An 18,106-nucleotide genomic window follows, 5' to 3' on the forward strand; every position below is an offset into this window, starting at 1 on the left:
AGGGGGTTTTGAATGGACGGTATTCTTGGGCGCATCGTCGCAGTGATTCTCGGTCTGCTCGCGATGGCAGGTGTTGGGGTGCTGGCGTATAAGGCGTTTTCGACGGACAAGAACGGCGGTGTCACGACGGACATCACGCAGGTCATCACGAATGCGCGGGCGCAGTTCTCGCAGAACAACAACGGCTACACGAACTTTACGACCGCGAACGTCGGCGCAATGGACACGGCGGGCATCTTCCCGAAGAGCATGGTCCGCGGCGGGGTGGTGCTCGATCGTTGGGGCAATCAGGTGCAGTTTGCGAGCCTTAATTCGGCGACGCAAGGCCAGATCACGTTCGGCGGTGGCGGCTCGGAAAACGCGGAAGCGTGTACGGCTGTCGTGACGAGCCTGAAGGACTACGTCAGTCTCCAGGTTGGTGGATCGACGTTCGATCAGACCAACCAACCGGATGCGGTGACGGGCGGTCAAGCCTGTGCGAATTCGCTGACGCTGACGCTCACGTTCCAGTGACCTACTGACAACTGCCTTTCCTGAGAACGTATGTCGTCGCTGCTCACCGAACCGTCAACGCTTTCTTCGCTTCCGTTCTCGGATCTACTTCTGGAGCCGGACGGCTTTGCCTGGTATAAGGCGAGCCCTCTGGACCGAAAGCGCAACGCGCTTGTTGATGAGGCGCTTAGCGAGGCGCAAGCGTTGCGGGAACACCTTGTCAGTAACGACATAGGCATGGATGAGCGGGTACCTTTTGGCGACCGCATCCTGCGCATCATGCGGCAATACACGGTGCGCGGCGACGTCTACGTTTGCCGCGACATTCGTGTCGAGGTTATGCCCTTTGATGAATTGGGGCTGCCGCCGATGCTTCTAGATTCGCTCCTGAAGCCGCGAATCCAACGCGGTGGCCTCGTCATTTGGTTCGGGCAGGCAGGAGCCGGTAAATCAACAAGCCAGTTCTCCTTCGTCTCCGAATATCTCAAGAAATTTGGAGGCATCGCGTGGACGGTTGAGAACCCGGCAGAGACCATGCTAGACGGTCCGCACGTTGGTCCAAATGGGACCGTTGGAACGTGCTATCAAACCGAGATCAAACGAGATTCTGAGTATCCGGAAGCGATTCAGAGACTGTTGCGGGCAGCGCCGAACCTCATCATGCTCGGCGAAATTCGCACGCCACAGGTTGCGGCTGAAGCGGTGCTCGCTGGCATGAGTGGTCACGTAGTGTCGACGACGCTTCACGGGAGCGACGTAGTGACTGGGCTGGAAAGGCTCAAGAACCTCGTCCGGGAGTCCGGTCTCGATGCGTCCATGATTGCAGATGCCCTGACGGCCGTTGTGTATCAGTCAATGTCTATGGGCAATTTTGCTGGGGTTGCGCGGAGGGTCATTACTGGCAGTCCGTTAATAATCGGTGGATCTGCGACTGAAACATCGACCCGCGTCACGCTGAGAAAGGGTGACTACGCGCAACTTAAGACGGAGATCCAACGGCAGCAGAATATCTTCGATGGTACGAGCGTTGGAGGAAAGATCTGATGGGCTTCGCTATCTTTCCGATCGTCGTGGTGATGTTCTTTGCCGGCATCACCATGCAGTTGATGCAGTCCGCTAACGGAGTCGTTGGTGCTAGTGTTGCGGAGCACATACAAAACAAGGCGATCGTCAGTGCCCTAGAGGCAGAGGCGTTTTCAACTTCGTGCCTCAACGCGGCACTCTCGAGCCCCGGGATGGTTAGTGCAAACATCACGGTTGTTTTGCCCAACGGGGTTCCGACGCCGCCGAATGCGGTGTGCATGTCGACGAGTGCGCCAGGTGGGGGGCGCAACGTCTACAGCTACCTACCAGCCGTCCCTGGCGAGTTCGGGCGTATCGGCGCGGATTCAGGTATGAGCGAGCTGTGGCTGCGGGGGCTAGGCCAAGGTCAAGCCGCGAGCATCGCTAGTGGTCAGTCTGTGACCGTGCCGACCAACATTCCGACCGGAACTGTCATCCAGCAGGTTCTGGTCAACCCGTGAGAGCTTCAATATGGAATCGCTAATCGGCGCGATGGTCGCGCTTGTGCTCTCGATGCTCAGCGTCGGTGGGTTCATGACGTGGGCTGTAGTGGGCAGCAAAAATGTCCAGAATGCCGTCGTCGCGTCCCAAGGACAGACTTTCATCAAGGCTGCGATGCAGTACGTTGGAGACTACGGCACAACCATCGCTGCAACCGCTACAGCAACTGTACCGGTGACAATTACGCCCGCCATGTTGAGCGCGGCAAGCTATCTGCCTGGTGGCTTCTCTTCAACGAACGCGTTTATGCAGACGTGGCAATTGCAGGTGCTTCAGCCCACCGCTGGCACATTGCAGTCACTCGTTACGTCTGTCGGTGGCAGAGCTATTTCGGACACGAAGCAGCTTGTTCAGATCGCCGCACAGATGAGTTCCCAGTACGGCCCGGGTGGCTTTATCCCGTATGCGAATCAGGCCGGCGACGCGACGATGAACGCCAACACCGCATATGGGGCGTACGGCGCCTGGAAGATCGCTATGACGGGTTACACAAACCCGGGAAGCGGACACCTTGCGGCGCTGCTGGCGTTCACAAGCGCAGCAACCAATGGAAGTTACCTCTATCGCGTGCAGGTGCCGGGTCAACCGCAACTGAACGCAATGCAGACAGACTTGAGCCTTACAGATACGGGCGGAACGGCCCACAATTCAACGGGTGCTAATTCGTATCAGACGAAGGGCGGCGGTCAGCTGAATAACGACCAGGGCGGGTCGCTGGAGCTCGGTGGCAATAACTCAACTGCAGGTGCGGGCACCCCGTACATCGACTTCCATCTTGCAGGGCAGGGGGTGCAGGACTACAACGCCCGGGTCATCAATGATGCTGACGGTCATGTCGCACTGATCGCAGCGAGCGGAAAAGCCGGCCTTCAGGTTCAAGGCACGCTTCAGGCAGGCAACGTAGCTACGCCAAATACGGCGTGCACCACGAATGGCGTGATTGCAGCAAACAGTGATGGGTCGGGCCAAATCCTTTCATGCCAATACGGCAACTGGCTGCCGATCGGCGGACGTGTGCTCCGCATGGCCTACTACACGGTGCAGAACGGCTGGGGCGTCCCGGCGCCGACATGCCCTGGCGGTGGCATTCCGGAAATCGAGGTAGATCCGCAGACGTTTTACGTCAATCCGACGGCTGTCGTGAATTTTGGTCCGGTGACCGGTACAGGCCCGTGGGTTGTTCACATCACGGACGGCGCTGGCAATCCGAATTCCGGAACTGCTGTTGCGTCGACTTACTGCGCTTACTGACGCTCCGTCAACTCTTAGCGGCCATCCAGCCGGACGACGGTAGGGCGGTGTCGACTGAAATGGCGAAAGATTCGTGGCGTCATTTCAGCAAAAACGGCTTATTTGACAAGATAAATTCTTCGAAACGTTTGGCGCATCGCCACGCGTCAACTTCTCGCGAAGACGGGGATAGATATGAAAGGTTTGGAGGTAACGCGCGTCGGGATAGCAGCCGGCGCGCTGGCTCTTGCGATTGGAGCGCATGCAGCAGGACCGCAGCATTGTGCCGCGGGGTTTCAGGACTCAGCTTGCGTTACCCAGTTATCACACGCCGCAGCCCCCCAGCCCCAATGCCCCACAGGGGCGGGCTGGATGACCGTCGCTGCATCGACGTGGATTGGATCAACCTGGACATCGCCGCAGTGTAGCTATCAGGCACCACCCACGTGCCCGGCGGGTTATAGCCAAACATCTGCGCCGTGGTGGACAGGTTCTTCCTGGGTCGGTCTTTCGTGTGCTCCTCCGCCGCCTCCACCGTCCGACGACGCCGATCCCTTAGGATTCTGCACTCCTAAGCTTGCGCAGCCGGGATACACCGCTCCTTGGGCTCCGTTGAAGCTGGTGTCGTGGCCAGAGGTCGTTTCCGGAACCCAAAATAACCCCTATGAAGGGCAGCTGGTTTATGCGTGGTACCTGACGGGGCCGACCTATTCTCTCGCGTGCCGCGACGACAACCTCTACATAGGCGAATGCTTCTTCAGCAGCGCCGATCACCACTACCTGGGGACCGTTATTGCGCAGGGCACAGGGGGCACAGGCGGCAACTGCGGCCACTAGCCAGGTAGTTCGTTACGCAGTCTGAGAAAGAGCTGACCGGTTCTCCGCGGTCGGCTCTTTCTCTTGGATGAATTCCAGTCGTCGTGCCAGCGCCACTTGTTGGGGGCGGCCAGGTTTCCACAGGCTCGCTGTCCAGTGCGCTCAAGAACCAAATTGTGCGGGCCTTGTTCAAGACAAGGTGCCAGCGGCACCAGGATCGTAACATCCGATTGAGCATGGACCGACTGCTCAAGGGGGTTAGCCGGTCGAATCTTGCTTGGTTTCGGCTTGGTTTTAGTCACTAGGCAATGGGTGACCGAGGGCAAGCTTCGGCTTCTGCATTGACGTTTCGGCGGCAACAGTGCAGTCTCTTTAACTTACAAACATCGGATAACTAAGAAAAACGTCTTTTCGCGAGTCATACGCGTTTCATGTGTCCCTTATACAGTCCAAAACACTGTTACTTGGGATCGGTATGAAAACTCTCGCAAAACATTCTTTGAGTTTGACGGTGCTCCTGCTGGCCGTTTCGGCATTTGCAGGATCCCCGCAGCTCTGCAGTGTGGGGTATCAAGATAGTACCTGTGTGCCCGCGTTGGTCCGATCTGCAGATCCGCAGCCAATGTGTTCGACTGGTCCCGGTTGGACCACCGTCACCGCTTCGACATGGATCGGCTCACGCTGGACGGATCCGGCGTGTAGATATCAAGCACCGCCGACCTGTCAGGCGGGCTATACGCAAATTATCGCGCCGTCATGGACTGGGTCGTCGTGGGTCGGCCTGAATTGCGCACCTCCGCCGCCGCCTTCGGCACCGGGCGCGCCATCTGGCGGAGTTCCATCTCCGGTCAACGTCATCATCTTGCGTTGGTTCCCAATGTACGGGAATGCCTGGTATGACGAAGGAAATGCTACGGCGACAAAATACACGATGCCCGACGGTAGTGTCCTGTGGTCGACTTTGGTAACGGGAGGCACCTGGGGTATCGGGACCGATAAGCCGTGGAAGGCATATCCGACGCATCAGACTTTAGCAGGGCTGCCGATGATGGCGGTCGATATGATGTGTGAAGGAACCGCTTCGTACAATGGTGAAAACGGCCCCGTCCCGCAGATGATCACTGGAGGGTTGATAATGGATCCGGCAGGGTATGGATATGTCACGGATCAGAGCCAGTGCTATACGGATACGTTCGTACCTTGATGCGACGAAGCGGAATGTGAGTGGCGTGTGCGACGAAAAAAAAAGCCGCCCGGTGTGAACCGGGCGGCTTTGTCATTGCAGGTTTATGACGTTGTAGATCAGCTCGCGCCGGTCGTCCACGTCCACGGCTTCGGGCTAACCGCCTTGCCGTTACGAGCGCCCGAAAACGCAACCGTGTAGGTCGTGTTCGGGGCAAGCGGGGCGAGCGGCAACAGGATTGCGACGCCGGGGTAGAACTTGTTGTTGACGTCGGCCGTTGCGCCCGTCGAACCCGAAAGCGCGGCGCTCGGGACGATGATGCGTGCGGGGACAACGGTGCCGTTTGCAGCGGTGAGCGTGAAGCTGCTGACCGTCAGAACGTCGCCCGGTGAAGCGGCGTTGACGCGCACCATGATCGGACGTCCCGGGTTTGCGAGGTCAGGCGCCGGGTTGGTCGTTTCCGGAACCATCGCGAGCTCGACACCAGTGGCGTTCGGCAGCGGTGCGACTGCGACCGCGTCCGTTGCCATCTGCTGCCCGCCGTAGATGTAAACAGCGTTTGCTTGCGGAGCGCCGACGACGTTGCTCACTTCAGCGAAATCGAATACACAGGTGTAGTCGACATACGTGCCGGAGTTCTGCGTGAAACCGATACCGACTTGCTCCACGCTGCTCGTCATATCTTGCAGGTGATAGACGGTGTCGAGCAGACGGCTCAGGCAGTCCTTCGCGTACGCGGTTGCGTCCGTTTGGGGAATGCCGCCGGCGACGTCTTCAGCGATCCAGTCGGTGACGGAGATCCCCGCCTTCTGCGCACGGCTGAGCGGCGTGTCGCCGTAGTAATTTGCGAGCGACGACGATTCATTGTGCGTCAGGCCCGACAACGCGCCCGTGCCGATGTTCGTGTTCAGATAGAACGCATGGGGCTGAGCGCTGGTGTCGAGGGTCGTGTTTTGCGCGACCAGTCCAACGCCCATCGCCGAGCGAAACGCGTTCAGTTGCTTGAACGTCTCCGCCTGCATCGTACCGGACGTGTACGTCGCCGCCGGCACGGTCGTTTGCAGATTACCAGCCGAAGCGGGCTGGCTCGGCGTGGCCGGCGTCGCCGGGGCACCACCGCCGCCGCCGCCGCCACCACATGCTGCCAGAGCGGCGGAGAGTGCGACCACGGCCGCGATAGCACTGATCTTGTTATATGCGTATTTCATGTTTTCCTCGGTTGAAGTGCTTCTGTCTAAGGTGAACACAGTTTCGCCGCCGTTTTGCCGGATGCAAGCCGGAAAAGATGCGCGAGCGAGTGCCGTCCTTGGTATTCACCAAAGAGATTGCCTGTGTATTAACGGAAATTACTGCGGATACTTGAGAGTGTTCCGGCGAAACGGAGCACGCTTTTTGAACGTGTACAAATACACGATTGATGTCTCCCACGACCATCGGGAGTTGAGACTTTGATGCCGCTCTGCGGCGTTGAAATGCAGTGCGATGTTAGCGCATGAAACAGGGCCTAAGCAACACGAAAAAACGCGAAATTTCCACATTCCGCTGTCGTTCGTGCGCTGTTCCAAATGGTGAGGGCTATAGCGCGTGATTTGGAGTCGAAGGGAGGCTGGCCGTTGTGAAAATAGGGGCGTTGAGTTCGCGTGTCATGCCGACCATGTTATTTCGCCTTCTGTTCATCCTTACCTTTTTCCTGGCAGCGACGGTAGCGAGAGCTGACTGCTTTGATGACGCAGCAGCCTACCATGTCGTTAATCCGACGATCCTGCGTGCCATATCGGTCGTCGAAAGCGGGAATAAGCCCTATGCGGTCAATCGCAACTCGAACGGGTCGGTCGACTACGGGCAGATGCAGATCAATTCGATCCACTTGCCAGAGCTGGCGAGGTACAACATGTCGTCGGCCGACCTGTTTGATGGTTGCAAGAGTATCTACACAGCCGCCTGGTTATTAAGGAAGGGAATCGACAGGTACGGGAATACGTGGGCGGCGATCGGCGCATATCATTCGGCGACGCCGATTTATCGGGATCAGTATGCTGCAAAGGTGAAGGCGGTTGCAGAGCGCTTGTTGCAAGAGGGACGTTAAAACTGCGCGGGCAGAAGCAAACCCGCTCAGGATTCGAGCGCTGCGGTAAGACCTTCACGAGCTTGCCGGACCAGATACGGAACCGTAGTTGCAACAATGGCCGCGATCCGGAAGCATGCGATCAGCATGAAGACTCGCAGAGTATTTGCTACAACAGCAGGCAGCGTTGAGCCGTGAGCGAAGTGCCCCTCGAGTGTGGTCTGAAGAGTATCCGACAGAAACATCCCGCCGGCGAATGCCGCGACAATCAGAAGAAACGGCGATGCGATCGCGATCACGGCCACTGCATTGAGCAGCGTCCATGCAGCAGGCGAGATCGGAAGATCCGATTGCGGTTCAAGGATCGGCCACAGCTTAGTCGTGTTTTCTTTTTGCTTGTTCATACATCTCTCCTTTCGTGTTGGTCCTGGCTTCGCGAATGATGGCAGGCAGGTCGCGCCACCGGACATCGCGTTTCAGATTCCGTTTCAGGATAACTCCGAAGGAGATGATTGCAAGCAGGTTCGCGGGCAGCAGAACGTATCCCACCCCAATCGAGAACCGGTCCATCATATAGGCCAAGAGAACAACGAGGGCAAGGCTGCCGTCGACCTTCCATACCCAGCGACCAAAGAGGGCAGACCAGACCGATTTCTCGAACGTCGGCAGGTCGCGCGGTTCGACCGATTTCTTTGCTCTAAGCAGCGACTTTATCAATCAAGGCTCCTGTTGTTGCGCGCGTGGCGCACGTCGTTGCCAACGTGGGGTACTGACTTGCGACAGCCTGAAGCTTCCGCTCTTCAAGTCGCGCGCGAGCCTGCCGCACACCCGGGTGCCAGTTGAAGATCGCGAGTTTCGAATCTGCATGTTCGAACGATCGCAACGCGATTTCAAGGGCGCGGTCCATGACCGAGGCGTCGGTGTCGGGGAAACCTTTTGACACCAGTTCGCGGCGAGCGCTCTCCAGAAGGTGGCTGACGGCCACATTGGGAAGGGTAAGCGGAATAGCGTTGCAGAAATTGAGGAGGGTGGCCTTCTTGGTTTCCAGGGCGTCGACGAAAGTTTTGTTGCGGGCCTGCGCGGTATGTCGCGCCGACAGGTAGTCTGCCGAACATTCCACCCGCAGCACGCGGTCTACGAGGTAGAGGCCCGCCGGTCTACCGCGCGCAGCACCCTTAGCCGCTGTGGTGATGTCGGGTTTTCCGAGAAAGCGTGTGATCAGTTGCGTGGTCCAGCCGCGTTGCTTCAGTTCGCGCACAAGGAGCATTCCTTGACGGGCGGCGCTTGTTTCGGGTGTCGTCATGGTCCGTAGCGGTTCTTGCGTGGAGGCACCGTGGTGCCGTTGCGTGTGGCTTTATGCCCATAGCGTAGCAAGGAACTGGCACGCCAAATCGCGATTGAAGCGCCCGGACATACGTGATTTGGTGAAGAGGGGCGGCTCTTCACCGTGATCCCGCCATTAGTGTTTCTTCTTCGGCGCGAGGCACATATCGCACGTATGTTCGCGATAGTGCGAGAGCACGACCAGAGGAATGTCACAGCACGAGCACTTCGCCACCTTGATGCCGTTCGGCGATCCCGCATTGCGGGCGAACGACGATCGGTCAGCGAAATGTTGGGTCAACGCGTATGCACGCTCGGGAGTGAGCAGCGGATCTCCGCCGCAGACGTCGTTGTTGTAGAACGCAAGAGTGCGTCCAAACGCGTGGGCGGTCAGTGCCTCGCGAGTCGAGTTCGGACGGGAGCGCTTCAGTTCCTCGAGGATCCGAAGGTAGACCATCACGATAAGTGCGGCATGCGTGCTCTGTTTGTACCCGGCCGCGTGAGATAGCAGGTTCGTGGGCAGTTGACCGGACGGGCTCGTGCGGTTGTGGTGAACCTGATAGAAGTGGTTCACTGTCGACTGCGGCACTTTCGCGATACGCTTGACGATCGGTGCGCGCAGCTTGCCCTTCACCAGGTGCTCGGCAAGGCGCTCGTTTTGTGTGCTTTCGAATTTCTTGATCTGTGACATGGTAAATCGCCCCGTAATTCGCTTGATACGCTGATTGGTCTCTATCTAGGAATGTCGACGTCTCTGAACGCCCGAAGCATGGAGGTCACCACGCTTTCGCGGTCGAGAAAGCCGACTGAACTGGCCCCGTCTTCGTCCTTGCTTTTCATGTCGAAGCGAATGGCCCACACAGGTTTCTCCAGGTTCCGGAGGATCTGCCAGTCACTCGCGAGCATCCGGGCCGTCAGCGCGAAGGACGCCGGTGGCATGTCGAAGAGAAGGTGGGCAGCGGGGTCATCGACTGCAGAAAACGAAACGATTGCGTCGACGACCTTGGCATTGGCCGCTGCGATCTTCCCTTTTGAGTAGGTGCCGAGGCGCGACCATGTCGCAGCGTCGAGATCGCCGAAGGACTCAGTGATCGAGGCGGTAATGTGGGACCGATCCAGAAGTACGGACGTGGCCGTGCTAGGTGCGGGTAAAGCGCGCAACTGGAAGCGATTTTTCCAGATGGGCACGGAGCTCTCTGCCAGGCGCTGCGAGTCGCGGAATTGCAGTGCCGTTGCAGCGTTGAATGCGGCGGCGTCCATTCCGAAGATCTGGTGCGCGCGTTCGAGGCTGACGTCTCGCAGGGAGAGCACAGCCTCTATTACTGCGCGATTCGCCGAGACGATCTTCTCCTTGCCTGACGCGCTGACTTCGAGATGCATCTGCGCGAATTCATGCATGGGCTTCTCCCGCCTTCATGAGAATGTTGGCGAGCGCAAGGAGATTCTCGCCGGTCGACTTGACCGCGGTCCGAGCGGCGTCTGAAAGCGCCGCGGCTTTCGAGACGACATCGAGCGGGAATTTGCCTGTGATCTCCTGCACAATACCTTGCAGGGCATCGAGGGTACGCTGCGATTCGCGGGCCTCCGCAATCTCGCGGTCAATTTGCTCCAGTTCCGAGCGGGCCTGCGCGAGGCGTTCGCGTGTGGCAATAAGCTCCGTCTCTTTGTCGGCGATAGCCTGGACCGCCGACGTATAACCTTCGGGGGGGACTTCCTTGGGCTCGTAGCGAACCTCTGCACTGACCGCCTGTGCGTTGGCGAGTTGCTGTTGCATCTGCTGCAGGTCGAGTTCCTGAGCACGGATGGTGTCTTCGAGACGCGAGACGGTGGCGGCCGTTTCTCGTTCGTGGAGTTCGTTTCTGTCGGCGCGCGCTTTCTCGGTCTCAAGCATCCGGTTCAGTTCGACGAGTTGTGCCTCCTGATTGGCGATCGTTCCCTGCGCCTCGAGGATCTGGTCGGAACGTTGAGTGAGATCGTTCCTCATCCCCCGCAGAATCTCGTCGATATCCGACTTCTTCACTTCACCCTGGCCGGCGAGAAGTTTGACCTGATCGATAACGGACGGATCGGTTTCGTCGCCGAGCATCCGGAATACAGACAGCTGCACGTTATGAGCCTGGGGAAGCAACTCCCCATCTTCGGTAACAAAATGCTGACGAAGCACGTTACCGATCTTCACATAACGGTATGTGGTTGCCCGGCTGAAGTTGAATGTCTGCTCGCAGAACGCTGCGAAGAAAGACGAGTGTTCGCCGCAGAGGTCAAAGACCTCCTTCAGCCGGGAAACGGCGACACCAGCGTTGGCGAGTGAAAGGGCGGCCTGCTGGTTGCTGATCTTGATGATCTGCGCAAGTTCGACGATACGCTGCGCCAAATCGGCAGCGATGCCCGTCGGCAGCTGGATCGGTCGTGCGACCGACGAGGTAGTGACGACCTCGATAGAACTGGACATGTGAGCTCCTTATACACACATAGACATTTGTCGCCCAGATTGCCACCCTTGTCTGGAAGACCAACAACGAAAATCAGCGATTTCAATCAAGCTTTTGCGCGCATCGGGGTGGCGAGCGCGCGTGATGCCCCCTGTATCGGAGGAAAGGCGGCAAAATTCAGCGCCTATTCAAAATAATTTTCGAGGGATCGCTCGGAGCCGGCTTAAAAAGTGACGAGCCGCAAGCAGAGGGTGTATGGGTACCAGGGGAATTGATGTTCTCTGCACACGCAACGGTCTTTGAAATCAAAGACATAGCAAATTGCGGTGTCTCACCGTGATACTGATGAGATGTGCGAGCAGACCTGGAAATTTCGACGGCGAGGCCCGGAGGGGGATTGAGGGCGCCGTGTCGCTCCGGTGACCGTGTCAGACCGGGGCGTAATTGCTTATGACTTTATGCCGAACGCTCGGCGGTGCGTTTCCAATCAGCCGCGAGGGCGGATGGGCGTCTTGAAAGTTCGTGCGAGGCGATGGCCTGTGGAACTCAAAAGAACACGCGCGCAGTATAGCATTCGATCGCGGGAGGCTGCGCGATCGATTGCAAACGTCGGTCAAAGGAGAACCCCAGCGACTGCTGGGGTGCGGTCGGCGAGCGGAGTGCCTTAGCGGCCAGTGAATAATTGCAGAGGGAAACCGGCGTGATGAAGCCCTTCGATAGCAATAAGCACTAGCGCACCGGAGGAAAGCACGATTGCAGCTGACCGTGCCTCTATAAAGAAGCGGCGGGTCCGTATTGCAATGGCCTTCAGGTGATAGGTTGCGAGGCCCGCGAGGGTTGTTTCGATTGGCCTGGTCGGAAGCGGGGGCAGGCCGTTCGCCGCTGCCGCAACATCCTCGAGCTTTAGGCTCAGGCCTTTCTCTACGGCCTTCAGGATAGACTGGGTCGAAGCGTTTGCCTCTTGAACAGATCGAAGGGCGGATGAAGAGATCCTGCGCGCCTCTTCGAGTACCGCCTCGTCCCTGGCGGTCTGAGAGAGTTTCCTGCTCTCGTGGAAGTCCATCTGGGAAATGTAGTTGTTGGCGTAAACGTCGAACGCGATGTCCTTTCGAATGTCAGCCCACGATTGTTTCCAGGTCTGCTCTGAGTCTTCGACAGCCTGGGTATGCCTGTGCAGTGCTTTGATGAGCCGATCGTTTTGTAGTTCGGCCGCCTTGGAGTTCTCGCGGATCTCGGCCGCATGCTTTTCTAGGGCAGCTGAGATCGCTTGAAGAACGGCAATGGTATCCGCGAGTTCATCCTTTGTAGCGATGGTGATGACGGCGGCCAGATCGGTCAGGTCCATGCGCGATCGTCAGGCTACGTCGAGGTGTTCGGAAGTGAGAGCGCTCACATAGCCAAACGCCGGCGCAGTGGGGGGGCCGATGTTCAGTTCCCGGAATGCGCGAGCAAGGTGTGGAAGCGCGCCGTCCCTCAGTCTTTGCGCAGTCGCGGCTTTTTCACGAGACAGGCGTTGTCCCATGGGCTGGCCCCGTGTCGCGGCTACTGCACCCCGGTGGTCGGCGACGTCAGCCAGAAGATCTCTCCAATCGATCTTGTGAAGATGGATATAGCTGAAGAGTGCGTGATGCGGGATAAAGCAATTTTCATTTGTTTCGACCCCTAGGTCCATGCAGCCTTTGAACAGAGTCGAGAACTGCATTGCCATGGAAAAACCCCTTTTGACAGGTTTTGTTTTGTTCAAAAGGAGTCGAACCTTACTCGGTTCAAGGCCTTGATCCAGCAGCTTCTCCAGGCACAAGAGTACATCGGTTTGAGCGCGACCCGGATCGGCTACGAGGACGACGTAGTCGTAAGAGTGAAGAACATGGGAGTCGCGCAACTCAAACATGAAGGGCTCGTAACACGAAGCGCCAACGTCGGTGACCGAATTTTTACCGGCTCGGTCACGCTGCGCGAGCACCTCCATATAGCTGGAGAACGTCTCGGGTACAAACGTCTCGATCTCTGCGCCGTAGAGGTCGTGTGCGTCGTCGTTCGAACTCTCAAACGAGAGGATCGGTTCGTCGCCAAGGTTCGGCTGGAGCAAACAGGCCGAGGCCGTGCTCTTCCCGGAGGTGCCGGCTGGCGACATCACGGCGATATTGACACCTTCCGGATCATTCGATTCGACATTGGACATACAGGCTCCTTAGCGTCTGTTGCTTTCTTTCTTGCGTAAATTCGCTTCGTACTCGGCGGTGCTCGCTTGGAACTCCGGGGTTTGAAAGCGGTTGACGGTCGTGCGCGCGGGCTGCGAAGAGAGGTGGCCCGTGCCCGAAGCTCGATCGCTGTTCGGTGGATGATATTCGTGTGGACGCTCGATTGCTGGATCGAAAACAGTGGTCTTAGTCGCGGTTTTCGGAATCGGGCGCCGCGTCTCGCTTGGGGACGCGGTGGCGGAGATTCGCGGCGCGGTGCCCGACGCCAAGGAAGCGTCGCCATCGACGATTTCGCTGGTGGAATGAGTGCTGGTTTGCAGGCTCGCAATGGGCGGCACATCGACGCGACCTCGGTAGGCCTTCACGAAATATTGAATCGCGCGAGCCGATACGTTGAGTTGCGCCTCTTCGTTTAGTCGGGCTGCGATGTCGACCGCGTTATAGCCGATAGCCAGGAGTTCAAGAATCCTCGGCTTAAAACCCGCCAGCTTGCCCGTGGCTTTATGGCGGCGGCGATCTCTGAGGAAGGCGAGGTCATCGGCTTTCGTATTAGTCATGAGTGCTCCGTTGCAGAAAGCATCATCCACCAGTTGTCACCGTCCCTTTTTGCGAAAGCATTAGGGTGGGGGCGCCCTTTCGTGAGTTTTTGCTAGCGTACGAAGCAAAACGAAGCGAGGCGAAGGCTAACGAATGAAAGCGCATACGGAGACGAAGTGCCGCGCAGTGATCGGAAGCGGAACGAAACCGATGACGAAGAGGCGGCGCTGGTGAGCGAAAGCAAGCGAAGTGCGACGAAGTGACGCGACGGTGTCAGCGAAGTTTAGCGAAGCGAAAAGCGACGAGAAGCGAAGTCGAACGAAGTGTTACTAAGGTCCAAAATGTAAGGCGACGCATAAAGTTGGCCTCGTGGACCGCCGGGCCGGGTCGTTGTCACGGAGGATCGGGCGTTAGTCCGCACTGCATCGGCAGGGATTCCTTGTGACGTGGTGAAAGAGTCCCTCGCGTCGTATGCAGGATTTGCGTGCGACGCAAAGCGAAGGAGATCGAATGTGATAACGAAGTAGAGAGAAGCGAAGCGAAGTAACACGAAGGGCGCGGCGAAGTAATCCGAAGCAGCGGTGAGGGGTGCCGACGCTTCGGGGGCGAGACACTTGCTTTTCAGTGGAACTGAGGCCCCAATGTCTAGTACGGCGAGGGAGAGCATTCCCTTGCGACATAAGTCCGTGCGCGCTTGTCAGGCCCGTAGTGTTGTGGTCTACTGTCGTCGCAAACGTCAACTTCGTGCCATCGTGCTCGAAAGAAGGCGTGACCGATTTAAGCGTGCCGCCGATGCGGCAGTTCCGACTCGCAACGGAACACCCCTAAAACGGAGTGACTGCAAAGCACTCCGGATGAAGTTTCCAAACAGACGCCGTCCCGGCGTTTTTATTTTCCCCGTCACATATTTCCCCACAGTTTTCCACAGAGGCAAGGCGAAACCCTTGTCGGATGCGGACGAGCGGGAAGAGTTATCCGGCTGAACGTACACATACGTGTCGAAAACCGGATACGCAAGATCAGCGACTGAGAGCCTCTGCTGCCCCATGTTGGCAGGCCATTGAATCTGCGCGTAGGCGAGGTTCATGGAGGGCTTTCGCCCACCCGAGTGGTTGGAGTGATGAACCGTAGAGGTACGTGCGCTATCTCAGAACCCTCCCCCGTAGCGGGCAGGGACGCGCACAAGAATGGTCCCGCTTTGGATGGGCCACACACCTGAGTCAGCGTGCTCAGGTCCCCCTGCTAACCGTAAGGTCAGGGCCGGGTGTAGAAGTATTTAGACGTCGGCTTCCCACTCGGAATCACGCATTTTTAAGACCAAGGTGGCGTCTACCACGATGTGAAATGCGGGAGATTGGACTCCCGGCGCGGCGAAAAGCGCGAAGCGGAACCGATGGCGAGATCGGGGAGGCACCAAGGCAATCGCATGGGAGCGGATGACGCTCCCGGGCCGGGCTGGCAGTCCAAGAGACAGGCGCGGCTTTTCACATTATGGGAGTGACGGGGTATGGCCAAGCACGATCTAAACGGTGCCCGAGAACGGGACGCAAGCGACGCTCGCGCGACCAACGACGGGAAAGGCGGGTGGCGGTTTCAACTGCACGAGATCATCAACGCGAATGTCGGTGTCCGTGTGAACGGCCGGGTGTCGTCCAATCGAACGCAGCAGCAGAACCGGGACGTTCTGGACCTGATGTTCCGGACGCTGCACAACGAATTGAATCTGGCTGTGTATCCGCACAACCTTCGCGAGAAGCACATCGCGGCGATCGTCCACTACTGGATCCAGCAGGGGAAGGCGCCGCGGACCATCAAGAACGACTTCAGTGTGATCGGCAAGTTCTGCACGTGGATTAACAAGCCTCAACTGAAAAAGTCGCTGGCTGAGTATCTTCCGCAGGGCGTGGACGTTGCGCAGTTGAAAATTGTGAACGCGGCGGAGCAATCGAAGTCCTGGACTGCGGCGGGGATCGATGTCGAGAAAAAGTTGGCGGAGGCGTTCGAGATCGACTTCCGCTTTGGGTTGATGGTGTCGATGCAACTGGCGTTCGGCCTGCGTCGCAAGGAGGCGCTCAACATTCGCCCGTGGGTGTCAGATCTGCGCGATCAAGGACAGAACGGGTTCATGATCTATCGCGACAGCGGAGGCAAGGGCGGGCGCGAGCGGCTGATCCCGCTCGAGTTCGGATTCCAGGTGCGGATTCTCGATACGGTCAAGGCGCGCATTTCGAAGCGTGCTTATCTTGGCTGGGACAAAGACTCGTACGGGCGAAAATCGAATCTGGAGAAAAACCTCGGCCGCTACAAGTACCTCATGAAGAAGCTGGGGATCGGCAAAGAGGCGTGCGGCGTTGTCGGTCACGGCCTCAGGGCGGAGTACGCGGAGAACTGCGCGATTCTCGAGGGCTTCATCCCCGGTAGCCTTGGAGGGACGGAGGGGCAGATGTCGGCTGAAGACCAACGCAATGCGCTGATTCGGGTGAGCAAGCGTCTTGGGCATAACCGTCCTCAGGTGACCGCGAGCTACTTCGGGAAATTGAAGAAGAAGCCGGACGCCGGTGATGGGTCTGCGCCGCCTGCAACCGGAGGCGAAGGTGGCGCTGGAAGCGGCGTGCGCGCTTCATTGGCGACGCTCAACCTGCCTGTTCCTGCGGAGCCGTCGCGCGCCGCCACGGATGACCTGTCCGCGCAGCGAGAAGTCGCAAGTGCGGAGAAGGCGCCGCTCGACGGCCGGCTGTTGGGTACGGGATTTTTTGGCAAGTTCAGGACGCGGAAATCCGTGTCGGCTGGCAAGCGCGCGACCGATGTGCCGGCCGTCGGCAGTGGACGCGGTGCTAGAAATCCGACAGACGCCGCGTCGAGCGCGAACGACGTCCCTGCGACGCATTCGCAATCGAAAAGCACACAGAATCCGGCGGGTTCGGAGGTGGGTGGCGCTGGAATGAAGGCTACGCAACCGGCGGGAGTTGAACGGTCCGTCCCCGCGTCGCTCATCGAGACGCTTGGCTGCACCTATTACGATGCGGCACCCCGGCCTCGTCCGGAGACGCCCTCAGTTGAATCCGCGCAACAGCATTCTTTTGCCGAAGACCGCTCGGCTCGCGCTCCAAAACCGGTCGCAAAACTCAAGGAAGTCAGGGACTTGCCAGCGATTGATCCCCGTCAATTGCGACTTCCCCTCAAGCCCCCCCAGCTCTGAGGGGTGGAAAAATGGGTGCCGGGTTTGCATAATGTGGCATCGCAACAACAAGCGCCGGGAAACATTTCCGACAAACGTTTTCGTTCTAAGCAAACCCTCAGATTACCTTTCAATTAGTTGGGAACCTGGGGGAAAATAGGTGCCTATAAAAGCGAGCCAGTCTGCATAATCTTAAGAGGCGCTATTTTTGCTCATGTATTTCGATGCGTCCGACAAAATATTAGATGCAGCATCTGTCCATGCTCTTGCGTAGAGCTATTGAAGCGAAGAGAAAAGCGAAATGGGTGTGATCCGCCTGGTATTCGAGCGGCCTATCGTCGGGGAGGATGCGGCCGGGGAGCAAGAGCCCGCGGCTGAGGTTCGTCTTTCTGAGGATCTGGAGGCGAAGGAGCGAGCGGACGCGAAGCGAGAAGGGGCGGGTGCTGTCGACGAGCCTCGGGAGAGGGGAGCCGGACAGGAGATTTTGCCGGCTTCAGGAGCCGAAGATTCGGGTTCAGACAAAGCGGAAGAAGTCGAGAAGACGGAAAAGATATCGGTCCAGTGCATGGACGGGGAGATATTCTGCTCTTTCTCGCTCGATGACATCGCCAGAACCATTGGCCTGACGTTCTCTGAGGAGCTGATACCGACTGTGGAGTTGCTCGGGTTTGAAGGGCAGGTTTATCCGGTTCCGACGCAGGAGCACGCTGTCCGCAGAATGATCCATCTCCCCGCGCTGGTGCAGGTGTTAGAGCGCTTTAATTCAGAGGGGCAAGCGGTGCTGGACTGGCTGGAGCAGGAGCCCAAACTCGAGCATCGACGTGCGGAGATCCATCGTCTGCGATATCGGCCTATTGATCCGAAACTGGCGAAACAGCTGCAAGAGACCACCAGTATGATGCAGCTCAACCCGAACGTCACAGTCGCGGAAATCGGCGAAGCCATTGGCGTCTCAATGGATCAGGCGGACAGATTTTTCCGCCATGCTCGCCAATTTATTGCGACTGTTCATCCCATTTTTCGCCGTTAATCTTCGCACCGATCAATAGTCCGGCTTTTCCGCGTTGCGGAGGCGCCGTGACTTCG

Annotated in this window: 17 protein-coding genes; 7 read left to right on the top strand and 10 right to left on the bottom strand. The window is 58.1% G+C overall.

Translation table 11 applies throughout. From position 1 onward, the window contains the following. Window positions 1-12: 12 nt before the first annotated feature. From G3O01_RS09625 to pilV, 4 genes are read left to right on the top strand one after another with little or no spacing between them, the layout of a single operon-like run. Window positions 13-513, top strand: coding sequence for a prepilin type IV pili (locus G3O01_RS09625; protein WP_205804319.1), 501 nt, complete (start codon window positions 13-15; stop codon window positions 511-513). A 30-nt stretch (window positions 514-543) separates the two neighbouring features. Beyond that, a complete protein-coding gene (locus G3O01_RS09630; RefSeq protein ID WP_205804321.1) occupies window positions 544-1,536 on the top strand; it encodes an ATPase, T2SS/T4P/T4SS family in 993 nt (330 codons plus the stop codon). Then, complete coding sequence (locus G3O01_RS09635; protein WP_205804323.1) at window positions 1,536-2,015, top strand: hypothetical protein; 480 nt, start codon at window positions 1,536-1,538, stop codon at window positions 2,013-2,015. Before G3O01_RS09630 ends, G3O01_RS09635 begins: the two co-directional genes overlap by 1 nt. 10 nt (window positions 2,016-2,025) lie before the next feature. After that, window positions 2,026-3,306: a shufflon system plasmid conjugative transfer pilus tip adhesin PilV gene (gene pilV, locus G3O01_RS09640; RefSeq protein ID WP_205804325.1), complete on the top strand. Its 1,281-nt coding sequence runs from the start codon at window positions 2,026-2,028 to the stop codon at window positions 3,304-3,306. 2,097 nt (window positions 3,307-5,403) lie between these two features. Here the strand turns inward: pilV and G3O01_RS09645 are convergent. Continuing rightward, on the bottom strand, window positions 5,404-6,492 hold the full coding sequence (locus G3O01_RS09645) for a CAP domain-containing protein (protein ID WP_205804327.1): 1,089 nt from the start codon (window positions 6,490-6,492) through the stop codon (window positions 5,404-5,406). 437 nt (window positions 6,493-6,929) lie between these two features. Here G3O01_RS09645 and G3O01_RS09650 point away from each other — a divergent pair, with 437 nt between their 5' ends. After that, window positions 6,930-7,370, top strand: a complete 441-nt coding sequence (locus G3O01_RS09650; RefSeq protein WP_205804329.1) for a lytic transglycosylase domain-containing protein — start codon at window positions 6,930-6,932, stop codon at window positions 7,368-7,370. Window positions 7,371-7,396: 26 nt separating this feature from the next. Here G3O01_RS09650 and G3O01_RS09655 read toward each other — a convergent pair whose 3' ends face one another. The 9 genes from G3O01_RS09655 to G3O01_RS09695 form a co-directional block, all read right to left on the bottom strand. Then, window positions 7,397-7,753 (bottom strand): hypothetical protein, encoded by a 357-nt coding sequence (locus tag G3O01_RS09655; RefSeq protein ID WP_205804330.1) that lies wholly within the window; start codon window positions 7,751-7,753, stop codon window positions 7,397-7,399. Next, on the bottom strand, window positions 7,725-8,066 hold the full coding sequence (locus G3O01_RS09660; RefSeq protein WP_205804332.1) for a hypothetical protein: 342 nt from the start codon (window positions 8,064-8,066) through the stop codon (window positions 7,725-7,727). Before G3O01_RS09660 ends, G3O01_RS09655 begins: the two co-directional genes overlap by 29 nt. Continuing rightward, a complete protein-coding gene (locus G3O01_RS09665) occupies window positions 8,047-8,652 on the bottom strand; it encodes a hypothetical protein (protein WP_205804334.1) in 606 nt (201 codons plus the stop codon). The genes G3O01_RS09660 and G3O01_RS09665 overlap by 20 nt, the downstream gene beginning before the upstream one ends. A gap of 156 nt (window positions 8,653-8,808) precedes the next feature. Beyond that, on the bottom strand, window positions 8,809-9,363 hold the full coding sequence (locus G3O01_RS09670) for a FlhC family transcriptional regulator (RefSeq protein ID WP_205804336.1): 555 nt from the start codon (window positions 9,361-9,363) through the stop codon (window positions 8,809-8,811). Window positions 9,364-9,404: 41 nt separating this feature from the next. After that, on the bottom strand, window positions 9,405-10,070 hold the full coding sequence (locus tag G3O01_RS09675; protein WP_205804337.1) for a hypothetical protein: 666 nt from the start codon (window positions 10,068-10,070) through the stop codon (window positions 9,405-9,407). Next, the gene (locus G3O01_RS09680; RefSeq protein WP_205804339.1) at window positions 10,063-11,124 is read right to left on the bottom strand and encodes a hypothetical protein; all 1,062 of its coding nucleotides are present in this window, start codon (window positions 11,122-11,124) and stop codon (window positions 10,063-10,065) included. Before G3O01_RS09680 ends, G3O01_RS09675 begins: the two co-directional genes overlap by 8 nt. 644 nt (window positions 11,125-11,768) lie before the next feature. Then, window positions 11,769-12,449, bottom strand: coding sequence for a hypothetical protein (locus G3O01_RS09685; RefSeq protein WP_205804340.1), 681 nt, complete (start codon window positions 12,447-12,449; stop codon window positions 11,769-11,771). Between the two features lie 9 nt (window positions 12,450-12,458). After that, a complete protein-coding gene (locus G3O01_RS09690) occupies window positions 12,459-13,286 on the bottom strand; it encodes a hypothetical protein (protein WP_205804342.1) in 828 nt (275 codons plus the stop codon). A 9-nt stretch (window positions 13,287-13,295) separates the two neighbouring features. After that, on the bottom strand, window positions 13,296-13,862 hold the full coding sequence (locus G3O01_RS09695) for a hypothetical protein (RefSeq protein WP_205804344.1): 567 nt from the start codon (window positions 13,860-13,862) through the stop codon (window positions 13,296-13,298). A 1,487-nt stretch (window positions 13,863-15,349) separates the two neighbouring features. Here G3O01_RS09695 and G3O01_RS09700 point away from each other — a divergent pair. Together G3O01_RS09700 and G3O01_RS09705 are read left to right on the top strand one after the other, a co-directional pair. Next, window positions 15,350-17,041 (top strand): site-specific integrase, encoded by a 1,692-nt coding sequence (locus tag G3O01_RS09700; protein ID WP_205804346.1) that lies wholly within the window; start codon window positions 15,350-15,352, stop codon window positions 17,039-17,041. 280 nt (window positions 17,042-17,321) lie between these two features. Beyond that, window positions 17,322-18,050: a hypothetical protein gene (locus G3O01_RS09705; RefSeq protein WP_205804348.1), complete on the top strand. Its 729-nt coding sequence runs from the start codon at window positions 17,322-17,324 to the stop codon at window positions 18,048-18,050. Window positions 18,051-18,106 lie beyond the last annotated feature (56 nt).

The organism is Burkholderia sp. Ac-20365, from assembly GCF_017104715.1.
In the GTDB taxonomy this organism is placed as follows: Bacteria; Pseudomonadota; Gammaproteobacteria; order Burkholderiales; family Burkholderiaceae; genus Paraburkholderia.